Source organism: Aurantimonas sp. NFXS3, assembly GCF_049132005.1.
In the GTDB taxonomy this organism is placed as follows: domain Bacteria; phylum Pseudomonadota; class Alphaproteobacteria; order Rhizobiales; family Rhizobiaceae; genus Aurantimonas; species Aurantimonas coralicida.
This window is the reverse complement of sequence record NZ_JAGDDZ010000001.1, coordinates 280,353-292,168: the sequence shown is the minus strand read 5'-3', so window position 1 is coordinate 292,168 and position 11,816 is coordinate 280,353. Positions and strand designations below refer to the sequence as shown.

The window sequence follows — 11,816 nt, the reverse complement described above, 5'->3', positions numbered from 1 at the left end:
TTTTGTTAACGGATGGTTAAGACTTGCAGGCGCTTAGCCCTCGAAGATGACGCAACGACCTCTCGGGGACGCCCTGCGACATTCCCCGTTATCCCCACTTGTCCACCGGAAACTGCAGGCCGCCCCGCAGTCATCCGGCGATTCCCCATGCTAGGCTCGCGCCATGAAGGACAGACGCGATTCCCGTTCCGTGCCGGTCACGGCAGCGCCGCTGACAGCGGCGACGATCGACCACCTCGAAGCCTGCGCGAGCGGGCTTTGGGAGCATGCGCGGGATTTCGACCGCTGGGGCCTGGCGCTCGACGCCGAGGCGACCCGCAGCCAGGCGATCGCCTGCCGCGTCGAGGCGATCATCGCCCGCGCCACGGCCGGAGCGACGGATCATCTGCAGGCGTCCTGACCCGACTGGCCGAGGCCGCGATCGTCTCGCCTGAGACTGTTTACGACGAATCCAGTTTAGCCGGTCTTCGCCGCGCAATGCGCAGCGGAGCGAGGGGCGCAGGCGAGTCGCGGCCGTGTCACCGTGTTTCCCGCACCCGCGCCCGTACCCACGATCGGCACCGCACCAACACCGCGCGGCTCCGCGGCTTATAGCCTGCTCTACCCCACGTTGCTCTTCAGCACCTTCCCGCGGCCCCAACCAAGCGTGCCAACGACCCGGCATGGTCGGGCCGTCTGAACGTCACTGGCGGAACATAGGCAGTGCCAGGCCCCGGTCAGACGCACAGCGTCGCGGGCACCGGTCAGCCCTCTTCCATCTCCCGCTGCACACTGCCGCCGAGACGCCCTGCGGCCCCGGCCCGACCCCCTCGCGTGACGCGCTCCCGCGCCGAGCGATAGCCGGCAATGCATTCCGCGAACACCACTCCTGATGGGGATAAGGCTCTGTTAAGCAACCGGAACCTATATCGTTAAACATAACTAAGCCCGCCTTACGAGGCCCTCCACATGATCAGTATACGGACCAACGGCGCCGCGATGACGGCGCTTGCCAACCTGCGTTTGCTGCAATCTGCATCGGACGCGAATCAGACTGCGATGGCCACGGGCTACCGGGTCGGCTCGGCCGCCGACAATGCGTCCTACTGGTCGATCGCGACCGGCATGCGTTCGGACGTCAAGGCGCTTGGTGCCGTCGCCGACGCGCTGGGCCTTGGCTCGGCCACGACCGACGTCGCCTACACGTCAATGGTGCAGGTCGGCGACATGCTGGCTGACATCAAGGAGCGGCTGGTGGTCGCCATGGAGCCCGGCGTCGACCGCCAGAAGGTGCAGGCCGAGATCAGCCAGCTTCAGGCCGCGATCGTCGCCACCTCCCAGGCCGCGAGCTTCTCCGGCCAGAACTGGCTCCAGACCAACGTGCCCGACATCTACGAGACGCCGGTGGACCGCCGCTCGACCATGCTGGTCGCCTCGCTGTCGCGATCCAGCACGTCGGGGCTGTCGGTCGGCACGATCGGCGTCGATCTGCAGAAGACGTCCCTGTTCAACGTCGATGGCGGCGGCATGCTGCAGCCCGATCCCCGCAGCCCCAGGAACATTGGTGGCTTGCGTTCGATCGCCGCCGTCTATCCGCCGTCCTATACCCCATCCAACACCGCCAGCTCGGTCGACCGCACCTTCACATTCAGCGGTCCGGTGACCTTCGGCCTCAGCGACACGATGACCTTCACCATGACGGTCGACGCCGACAACCCCGGCACCCCGGGCCTGCCCGGCCCCTATGATCTTGGCCAGGACATCTCCGTCGTCATCGACCGGGCCCTCGTCGACGCCACGACCGGACGGACCGACGGCGTGGTCGCGGACTACCACGAGATGATCCAGGTCCTCGACGCGGCGATCACGGGCAATGAAGTCTCGGTCGGCCATGTCACCGTCTGGAATTCCACGACGCAGACATACGATCTCGTCCCGAACGCCATCAACTTCCGTGACCGCGAGACCAGCGGAAAGCCGGGCGCCTCCTTCGCCATCAAGGATTTCGCCACCACGGCCTCCGGCACGGGCGGTCTTGGCAACACCGCAACGATCTATGGCGAGCGCGCCTCGACCGTCACGCTGGATTTCCAGCCCTTCCGCATCTACCGGGACGTCGAGGTCTCATACTCGCTGACCGCCAACAGCGTTTCGCGGTCCTATCTGATCGACCGCGATCTCGTGGACCGGGTGCTGGGCACCGACGACGGTTGGGTGAACACGGCCGCGGACATGCACGCCATCCTGACGGATCTGAACGACATTCCGGACCTGCTGATCGAGGAGACGGCCGGCGATATCGTCCTGCGCCTCGATCCCGCAGCCAATCGTGAGGCGGGCACCAAGTCACGCATGGTTGTCAGCGGGCTGCAGGTGAACATCGAGCCCCTCACCGCGATCGGCATTCTCGACGTGGACGTGGCCGCCAATCCGAACGCGATCGAGGACTATCTGCAGCAGGTCGACACCATGCAGCAGCGCGTCGTGTCAGGGGCTGCCGTCCTCGGCGCCATCAGCAAGCGGCTGGAGATGCAGACGGAGTTCACCCGGACTGTCACGCAGACGCTGGAACAGGGCATCTCGCGGCTGGTCGACGCGGACATGGAAGAGACCTCGACCCGCTACCGTGCGCTCGAGGCCCAGCGCCAGCTTGCCGTGCAGAGCCTGTCGCTTGCCAATTCGACCCCGGACATCGCCCTCAGCCTGTTCAGATAACCGACGACGCCGGCACCCGACATCCCGAGACGCCAGCCCTCGCGGCTGGCGTTTTGCGTCGCGCGACCCGCTTCATGCGCTCGACGTCCGAAACGACTGCGAAAAAGCAGCCGGCAAGGCCGGAACGATACCGGGACAGGCGCTGATGGGGTTGGAGCGGGCGATGGGGGTCGAACCCACGACATCAAGCTTGGGAAGCTTGCGTTCTACCACTGAACTACGCCCGCGCAGGCGGGACAATGCTCGCCGGACGCTGCCGCGTCAAGATGATTTGCCAGGGCCCCGTGCGATCATCGACGCAAAGCCGCCGGCCCGATGGGCCGGCACCGTGCCCCGGCTTGCAGAGGTTGCCTGGCGCGGCAACGGAGCGAGCGCTAGCTGCGCAGCGCGACGGCCTCGCGGGCGAGTGCGGTGATCGCGTCCCAGTCGCCCGCCTCGACCGCAGCCTTGGGCGCGACCCAGGAGCCGCCGACACAGATGACGTTCGGCAGGGCCAGATAGTCGCGGACATTCTTCATCGAGATGCCGCCGGTCGGGCAGAAGCGCAGGCTCGGAAACACCGGCGAAATCGACTTGAGGAACGCAGCCCCGCCGATCTGTTCGGCCGGGAAGAACTTCAGCACCTCGTAGCCCTCTTCCAGCATCGCCATCAGCTCGCTCGGCGTCGCCGATCCTGGCAGCATCGGCGCTTCGGACGAGCGCGCGGCGTCGAGCAGCTCCATGGTCGCCCCCGGCGACACGATGAACTGCGCGCCGGCCTTGGTTGCGCGGTCGAACTGGCGGGGGGTGAGAACGGTGCCGGCGCCGCACAGCGTCTCCGGGACCTCACTGGCGATCGCCATGATCGCTTCCAGCGCGGCCGGGGTGCGCAGGGTCACCTCGATCGCCTTCAGGCCGCCGGCGGCCAGCGCACGGGCCAGCGCGACGCCCTCGGCGGCGGATTCCACGGCGACCACCGGAACCACCGGCTGCGCGCTCAGCATTTCCAGAAGTCGCTTGCTGTTCTGAGCCATGATGTCTTCCCCGAACCGTACCGCTGTCTTAACGGCGCTCTACAGCATCGCTTCGCCAAGGGAAATGGTTCGGGTCGAAAACCTCGCCGCGGAGACGATCCGCCGGCGCATGACCGCGCTCATGGCAGCCGCGGCGAACGGGCCTTCGCAAAGGCCGTGTCGCTTACCAGCCGCCGTTGAAGGTGCGGTAGAAGATGTGCTTGCCGATCTTGTCGACCCGCTCCATCGCGCCGGCCCAGCGGGGGCGGACGTAATTGGCGTGGTAATGGGTCGCGGAGCCGACCTCGTTGATCCAGATCTCGCCGCGCGTGACCTGTTCGGCGATGCGCTTGGCCTTGGCCCAGGAGCCGCTGTCGGACACGCGGTCGCGCGCGCCGTCGCAGGCAAAGGAGAACTGGCAGCGATTGCGCCAGTTCTTGTTCTGGTAGACGACACCGCAGATCGTGTTCGGGAAGGCCGGGTTGCGGACGCGGTTGAGGATGACCTGCGCCACGGCGGCCTGCCCCATGGTGCTCTCGCCGCGCGCCTCGAAATAGAGGCCGTTGGCAAGGCAGCTCTGCTCCTTCTTCGACATGGTCTCCGCCGGCAGCGGCGTTGCTGCCCAGGCATGGTCCTTGTCGCCGATCGGCGGGATGAAGGCTTCCGGCGTATCCTTGAGGATCGTCTCGAACAGCGAGGAGGTCCGTGCGCTGCCTGTCGACGGCGCGTAACCAAGGGCATTGGTGTCGCCGGCCGAGGGCTTCAGCGAGGCCAGCATGATCTTGTCGTTCGGCGTCAGCGTCTTGGCGCCCGGAATCTTCGGCGGGCCCTGAAGCTGGAAGTTCATGGCGACGGTGATCGCCTCCTTGGTCGTCTGGGTGACCTTGGAGAAGGCGGTGCGGATGCGCTCCTGGCCACCGACGACGCGCGATCCGAGCAGCGACTGGCGCTCGAGGATCGAACCGGCGGAGAAGCCGCGCGGCGGCAGGTTGCTGGCCGGAACGAGGGACAGGACGCGGGCGCCCTTGTCCTCTCGCATGATCCGGGTTTCCTCAGGCGTGACGATCGCCGCCTCGACCCGCGGCGCGGCGACGGCTTCCATTCCCTCGGGCAGCTTCAGCCCGGCCGGGATCGGCTCGCGCAGATCGGATCCGGCAAAGGCGATGGCCGCCGTTTCCGTGGTGCCGATTTTCGATGGAACGAAATAGGCCCGCCACTGGTTTGCATGACCGGAACCGCCGAGAAGGCTGGTCATGTCCTGACGGGCGACCGGGCTGGTCACCATCGCGAGGGAAGCGAAACAGCCAGTGGCCAGAACCACGGCCTTGGCCGCCCGAGCCTTCGACAGTTTCTGCAGGCGTGTCCCCGCGTGCTGTTCAACAGCCGTCATCATTCCCCCATCAAGCCTGCGTCATATAACGGGCGTCACCCAACGTCCCCCATTAACCTTGTTTCTTGGTTAACAGACGATGGCGATTTCAAGACGGACGCTTGCGTTTTCCGGCGTAGGGATTGTCCGGTTTGCGCAGACCGAGGCGGATCGGCACGGCGAAAAGCCCGAAGCTCTCGCGTAACCCATTGATAAGATAGCGCGTATACGACGCGTTCAGCGCATCCGGGCGGCTCGTGGAGATCATGAACGTCGGCGGACGCGATTTGACCTGCGTCATGTATTTTATGTTGATCCGGCGCCCCGCGACGGCCGGCGGAGAATGTCTGGTAACCATACGGTCGAGCCACTGATTCAGCTTGGCTGTCGAGATCCGCTTGTTCCAGACCTCGTGGGTATCGACGATCGCCTTCATCAGCCGCTCGACGCCCTCGCCGGTTTCACCCGACACGGTGATGGCTCGGATGCCCCGCGCCTGCGGCAGCAGCCGGTCGGTCTTCTCGCGCAGATCGGCGAGCACTTCCTGGCGGTCTTCGATCAGATCCCACTTGTTGAAGGCGATGACCGGCGCCCGGCCTTCACGCATGACCAGGTCGACGATCGACATATCCTGGCGCTCGAAGGGGATCGTCGCGTCGAAGACGACCACCACCACCTCGGCGAACTTGATCGCGCGCAGGCCGTCGGCCACCGACAGCTTCTCCAGCTTTTCCTGGACCTTCGCCTTGCGACGCATGCCGGCCGTGTCGAAGACCTTGATCGTGCGGCCGCGCCATTCCCATTCGCTGGCGATGGAGTCGCGGGTGATGCCGGCCTCGGGGCCGGTGAGCATCCGGTCCTCGTCGAGGAACCGGTTGATCAGAGTCGACTTGCCGGCATTCGGACGGCCGACGATAGCGATCCGCAGGGGCTTGGTGGCGTCGTAGACGGGCTCGACCTCGTCACCCTCGACCGGCACGTCCACCAAGGCTTCCTCGGGCTCCGGCGTGTCGTCGGCGAAGGTCTCCTCGCCCAGCGCCTCGAGGATGGCATCGCGCAGCTCGCCCATGCCGACGCCATGCTCGGCGGAAATGCCGATCGGCTCGCCCAGACCCAGTTCGAAGGCGTCGAGCATGCCGGCTTCCGCCCCGCGGGCTTCCGACTTGTTGGCGACGAGGATCACCTTGCCGGCAGTGCGGCGCATGATCTCGACGAAGGCCCTGTCCTGGGGCATCACGCCGGCCTTGACGTCGATCATGAACAGGCACAGGTCGGCCGAGGCGATTGCCGTCTCGGTCTGGGTGCGCATCCGGCCTTCCAGCGTGTCGGCGCCGGCTTCTTCCAGGCCGGCCGTATCGACCACCTCGAAGTCGAGGTCGAGCAGCGTCGCGTCGCCGGTGCGGCGGTCGCGGGTCACGCCAGGCCGGTCGTCGACCAGCGCCAGACGCTTGCCGACGAGGCGGTTGAACAGGGTGGACTTGCCGACATTGGGTCGGCCGATAATGGCGATGGTGACCATGACGGTCTCCGCGCTCCTCCGGAGCGATGGGGCACACCGGTACGAAGCCGGGGCCGGTTGCGATCGGGGCGCCGGCCGTGTGTCACGTGCGAGCTCTGCCCCGATCCGATCGGTTTGCGGCGACGTCCGGGCCGGGTGAACCCGGCCGCAGGCGTCGTCGCCGCAGCGGTTCAGTCGGCGCTGGCGGGCGCCGGAGCGGCCGGCGCGCTCTGCGGCGCGTCGGTCGTAGTCGGCTCGGCCTGTTCCGGGGCGGCAGCCTCGGGAGCGGCCGCGGGATCGGTGATGCCGAGCCCGGTCGTGGGAACGGCGACGCTCGGTGCGGCAGCACCCTCGGGCAGCGCCGCATCGGCGGCCGGGGCAGCCGGCGCTTCGCCGTTGGCCGCATCCGGGCTCGCCGGAGCCTCGCCCGCTGCACCCTCGGTGGCTGCTCCCTCGGGATCTGCTCCGTCGCTGGCAGCGGCCGGCGCCTCGGTCGCCGGCGCCGCAGGCGTGGCCTCCGGGGCGGTCGTTTCACCGCCCGCGACGGGCGCGGCCGCGTCCGCCGGAGCGGCGTCCGTTGCCGGCCCGGTTGCAGTACCGATCTCCTCCGGCATCACCGTGCCCTCGGGCATCGGCTTGCCGGCGGCGATCAGGTCGAGCATCAGCCGGGCCCGGCTGATGATGCCGTTCGGCGCACCGGGATCGTCGACCAGCTGCTGGAACAGCGTCGTCGCGGTTTCCGTGTCCTCGGCCTTCCAGGCGGCCAGCGCCACGGCTTCGCGGGCCGGGAAGCGCAGGGCCTCGCTGTCGCCGGTCAGCCGTTCGACACGGCTGCGCACATCGCTGAGCGCGCCATGGTCGACCAGCACATAGGCGGCGCGCACGGCGGCCATGTCACGCAACGCATCGGGCGCGCCGGCATCCGCCGCCACCTTGTCGAAGGCGGCGACCGCCGCGTCGAACTTGCCCTGCGCCTGATAGACGCCGCCAATGCTCATGCGGGCAAGGTCCGGATAGGCGCCGTAGCTGTCGGCAGCCAGCGCCTCGAGCGCGGTGATGGCCTCGTCGGGCTTGCCGTCACGCGCCAGCTGCAGCGCGGCGAGATAGGCATCGCCCGAGGCGTTGGCCTGGGCGGTCTGGTACCGGTCCCAGCCGACGACGGCCGCGGTGATGACGACCACCAGAATGACCGCGGCCAGGATATAGGTCCCGAACCGCGTCCAGATGGCTTTCACCCTGTCCTGGCGAAGCTCTTCGCTGACTTCGCGAAAGAAACTGTCGTCGCTCATCCATCCACTCTTCGAAAACCGGCCGTGGCCGGGACCATCGGCCCGGCACGCAAGAACACTTGGGGTCTTCTAACGATTTTTGCCGCAGGTGAAAGGGCGTGCGCGCCGTGATGAACCGCTAAGCGATCGGCGCGACGCCGAAGAACCAGCGATGCAGCCACAGGATGAACGCCGCAGCGAGGCCGAGACCGACGACGACCGCCAGGAGATCTCCGCGCAGGCTGGGCGCCCTCCCCGCCGACGCCGGGACCGGACGGCGGATCGCGCTGGCATAGTCGAGGACCGCCCAGACGAGGAAACTGCCGAAGAGCACCACATCGGCAATCGTGCCGTTGGCCAGAAGATGCCCCAGCGCCCACAGGCCGACGCCCAGCACCATCGGGTGCCGGACCGCCGTCTTGATCCGTCCGGTCGGCAGATAGGCGCTGGCGACGAGGACGAAGGCCACCGGCACCAGGAGCAGCGCGAGATGGCCGAGGCCCGGCGGCGGCGTGTAGAGCGGCACCGTCGCCATGCGCGCGGCGCCATAGCCGTAGATGATCAGCATCAGCCCGACGAGCGACAGCACCGAGTAGATGCCCTTGAACCGGTTCTCGCCAAACCGCGCCAGCAGCCGGTCGCGCGTCGGCTCCGCAATGATCCGCAGGGAATGCACGCCGAGGAAGATGACCAGGCCGAGAATGAGAATGGCCATGTGGATTTTACCCTGTGCCGGACCGGCGACGGCGTGCGCGCCGGTCGGAGCGTAGCAGAAATGTCCCGATCTGACGCGATCCTGGCGACGACTTCGCGGTTTTCGCCGCCTTGCCGCTTCCTTCCCTGCCGGTGCCTGCCCTAGGGTTGCGGCGAATCGACCAGAATCGGGCCGGTCTTCACGCCGCCCGAGCAAGACCATGATGAAGGATGTCTCGATGATGCGCCCCATGTCCCTCGCCCTTTTGACGAGCGCCGCGCTGCTGGTGGCCGGCTGCGCCACCGAGCGCCCCGATCCAGCGGGCCTGAGGGCGCAGTCGGATGGCCGCATGGGCGGCGGGACTGCATTGCCGCCGATGCCGGGCGGCGGCACCGCCGGCACCAACGGCCGGCTGGCGCCGGGCGGCCCGGCCATCGGCAGCTGTAATCCGGAAGCGGCCCGGTATCTCATCGGCGAGATCGCCAATGTCGAGACGGTGGAAGCGGCAAAGGCGGCCACCGGTGCCGAGACCGTGCGGGTTCTGTATCCGAACCAGCCGGTCACCCAGGAGTTCGTCTCCGGCCGCCTGAACATGGAAACCGACAACGCCAACCGCGTCACGCAGGTCCGCTGCGGCTGATCCGCCTGCGGGCCTGAGCGGCCCGCTCTTCTCGTCGAACCGCCGGGCGATCAGCCCGGCGTCACCGGCTGGGCCGAGCTTACCCTTCGGGCGAGCTGGCGTTCGCGGAAGAAGATGAACAGCCCCGCCCCCATGATGATCGCCGCGCCGAACAGCATGGTCAGCCGCGGCACGTCGCCGAAGACCAGGTAGCCGAACAGGATCGCCCAGACGAGCATGGTGTATTGCAGCGGCGCGATGTCGGCGGCGTCGCCGAGCTTGAACGCCCGCGTCACGCACATATGCGCCGCCATCGCCACGACGCCGAGGACCGCCAGCAGCCCCAGATCCAGCGGGTCCGGCGTCACCCAGCCGAACGGCGCCAGGATCGCCCCGCCGACGAGCGCGCCGACCGTCTGCCAGAAGACCAGCGCCTTGTCGGACGTGCCGCGCAGGCTGCGCGCGGTGATCATCATCAGCGCGAAGGTCAGGCTGCCGCCAATGGCGATGAAGGCCGGCGCGGTCAGGCTCGCCTGCGACGGCTGCAGCACCACCAGCACGCCGACGAAGCCGATGACGATCGCCGTCCAGCGCCTTATGCCGACGCGCTCCTTCAGGAAGATCGGCGAGAGCGCCGCCACATAGATCGGCGCGGCGAGCCAGTAGGCCATGGTGTCGGCGAGCGGCAGATAGGCGACTGCGCCGTAGAAGGCGAGCACCTCGACGGTGGCGAAGACCACCCGCAGCACCTGCATGCCGGGACGTTCGAGGCTCACGAGGGGTTTCAGTCCCGTGCGCGCGAGGAACGGCGCCAGGATGACCAGCGCCGCCACCGAGCGGATCAGCAGCACCTGGCCGACCGAATAGGTCGAGACCAGCCATTTGCCGAGCGTGTCGTTGACCATGAACAGGAAGATGCCGAACAGCATGATGCCCATGCCGAGCGTGTTGGTGCTCGGCCGGCCTGTCGCGGCGGCGCTGGCTCCGGTCATCTCTCGTCCATCTGTGGCTGGTCTCCGCCCGGCCCGGGCGATCGCGGCCCGGTCAGGCGCGCGGCATCATTCCCATTCGATCGTGCCCGGCGGTTTCGAGGTCACGTCGTAGACCACCCGGTTGATGCCGCGCACCTCGTTGATGATGCGGGTCGCGGTGTTGCCGAGGAAGTCCATGTCGTAATGGTAGAAATCGGCCGTCATGCCGTCGACCGAGGTGACGGCCCGCAGCGCGCAGACGAATTCGTAGGTGCGACCGTCGCCCATGACGCCGACGGTCTGCACCGGCAGAAGCACGGCGAAGGCCTGCCAGATGGCGTCGTAGAGACCGGCCTTGCGGATCTCGTCGAGATAGATCGCATCGGCCTGGCGCAGGATGTCGAGCTTCTCGCGGGTCACGCCGCCCGGGCAGCGGATGGCGAGGCCCGGTCCCGGAAAGGGCTGGCGGCCGACGAAATGCGCCGGCAGGCCGAGTTCCTGACCGAGCAGACGCACCTCGTCCTTGAACAATTCGCGCAGCGGCTCGACGAGCTGCATGTTCATGCGCTCCGGCAGGCCGCCGACATTGTGGTGCGACTTGATGGTCACCGATGGACCGCCGGTGAAGGAGACGCTCTCGATCACGTCGGGATAGAGGGTCCCCTGCGCCAGGAAGTCGGCGCCGCCGATCTTCTTGGCTTCCGCCTCGAAGGTCTCGATGAACAGCCGGCCGATGGTCTTGCGCTTGACCTCCGGGTCCATCTCGCCTTCCAGCGCGTCGATGAACATATCCTGCGCCTGCACGTGGACGAGCGGGATGTTGTAGTGGTCGCGGAACATCGCGACGACCTCGTCCGCCTCGTTCATCCGCAACAGGCCGTGATCGACGAAGATGCAGGTCAGCTGGTCGCCGATCGCCTCGTGGATCAGCACCGCCGCAACGGAAGAATCGACACCGCCGGACAGGCCGCAGATCACCTTGCCGTCGCCGACCTTGGCGCGGATCTCCTCGACCGCCTGCTCGCGGAACGCCGCCATGGTCCAGTCGCCGGACAGGCCGGCGATACGGTGGACGAAGTTCGACAGAAGCCGGGCGCCGTCGGGGGTGTGAACCACCTCGGGATGGAACTGCACGCCGTAGAAGCGGCGCGCCTCGTCGGCGATCGCCGCGAAGGGCGCGCCGGACGACTGGCCGATGATCTCGAAGCCCTCGGGCAGCGCCGTGACGCGGTCGCCGTGGCTCATCCACACCTGGTGGCGGGTGCCTTCGGCCCAGATGCCCTCGAACAGCGGCGAGGCCTTCTTGACCTCCATGAAGGAGCGACCGAATTCGCGGTGCAGACCGCCTTCGATATTGCCGCCGAGCTGGGCGCACATGGTCTGCTGGCCGTAGCAGATGCCGAGCACCGGCACGCCCGCCTCGAGGATTTCCGTCGGCGCCGTCGGGGCGTCGGCGTCCGTCACCGAAGCCGGCGATCCCGACAGGATCACGGCCTTCGGCGCCAGGCGGCGAAAGCCTTCGGCAGCCGACTGGAACGGCACGATTTCGGAATAGACGCCGGCTTCGCGGATGCGCCGCGCGATCAGCTGGGTGACCTGGGAGCCGAAGTCGACGATGAGGACGGTGTCGGGGTGCGCTGTCATGGCGAGGCTTTAGAAAAGCACGGGCGCAATGTCCAGCACCTCGCGCGGCATTGCCCGTATGCGGCTG

Annotated in this window: 10 protein-coding genes and 1 tRNA gene; 3 read left to right on the top strand and 8 right to left on the bottom strand. The window is 67.5% G+C overall.

Going from position 1 to position 11,816, the window contains the following annotated elements:
- Positions 1 to 163: 163 nt before the first annotated feature.
- Positions 164 to 400 carry a hypothetical protein gene (locus tag J3367_RS01255; RefSeq protein ID WP_024349113.1) on the top strand — a complete coding sequence of 79 codons (237 nt, stop codon included), beginning with the start codon at positions 164 to 166 and terminating at the stop codon, positions 398 to 400.
- 548 nt (positions 401 to 948) lie between these two features.
- On the top strand, positions 949 to 2,694 hold the full coding sequence (locus J3367_RS01250; RefSeq protein ID WP_024349114.1) for a flagellin: 1,746 nt from the start codon (positions 949 to 951) through the stop codon (positions 2,692 to 2,694).
- Between the two features lie 152 nt (positions 2,695 to 2,846).
- Here the strand turns inward: J3367_RS01250 and J3367_RS01245 are convergent.
- From J3367_RS01245 to J3367_RS01220, 6 genes are all read right to left on the bottom strand, one after another.
- Positions 2,847 to 2,921 (bottom strand) — tRNA-Gly (locus J3367_RS01245).
- A gap of 147 nt (positions 2,922 to 3,068) precedes the next feature.
- Positions 3,069 to 3,707, bottom strand: coding sequence for a 2-dehydro-3-deoxy-phosphogluconate aldolase (locus tag J3367_RS01240; protein WP_009208474.1), 639 nt, complete (start codon positions 3,705 to 3,707; stop codon positions 3,069 to 3,071).
- Positions 3,708 to 3,870: 163 nt separating this feature from the next.
- Positions 3,871 to 5,079, bottom strand: a complete 1,209-nt coding sequence (locus J3367_RS01235) for a cell wall hydrolase (protein WP_024349115.1) — start codon at positions 5,077 to 5,079, stop codon at positions 3,871 to 3,873.
- An 85-nt stretch (positions 5,080 to 5,164) separates the two neighbouring features.
- Positions 5,165 to 6,574, bottom strand: a complete 1,410-nt coding sequence (der, locus tag J3367_RS01230; protein WP_421460032.1) for a ribosome biogenesis GTPase Der — start codon at positions 6,572 to 6,574, stop codon at positions 5,165 to 5,167.
- Positions 6,575 to 6,744: 170 nt separating this feature from the next.
- On the bottom strand, positions 6,745 to 7,842 hold the full coding sequence (locus J3367_RS01225) for a tetratricopeptide repeat protein (RefSeq protein WP_024349117.1): 1,098 nt from the start codon (positions 7,840 to 7,842) through the stop codon (positions 6,745 to 6,747).
- 118 nt (positions 7,843 to 7,960) lie between these two features.
- On the bottom strand, positions 7,961 to 8,536 hold the full coding sequence (locus J3367_RS01220) for an NnrU family protein (RefSeq protein ID WP_024349118.1): 576 nt from the start codon (positions 8,534 to 8,536) through the stop codon (positions 7,961 to 7,963).
- 217 nt (positions 8,537 to 8,753) lie between these two features.
- Between J3367_RS01220 and J3367_RS01215 the strand changes: the two genes are divergently transcribed.
- Positions 8,754 to 9,155, top strand: coding sequence for an I78 family peptidase inhibitor (locus J3367_RS01215; RefSeq protein ID WP_162142644.1), 402 nt, complete (start codon positions 8,754 to 8,756; stop codon positions 9,153 to 9,155).
- Between the two features lie 50 nt (positions 9,156 to 9,205).
- Here the strand turns inward: J3367_RS01215 and J3367_RS01210 are convergent, their stop codons facing one another.
- On the bottom strand, positions 9,206 to 10,126 hold the full coding sequence (locus tag J3367_RS01210; protein ID WP_024349120.1) for a DMT family transporter: 921 nt from the start codon (positions 10,124 to 10,126) through the stop codon (positions 9,206 to 9,208).
- Between the two features lie 66 nt (positions 10,127 to 10,192).
- On the bottom strand, positions 10,193 to 11,749 hold the full coding sequence (gene guaA / locus J3367_RS01205; protein ID WP_024349121.1) for a glutamine-hydrolyzing GMP synthase: 1,557 nt from the start codon (positions 11,747 to 11,749) through the stop codon (positions 10,193 to 10,195).
- Positions 11,750 to 11,816 lie beyond the last annotated feature (67 nt).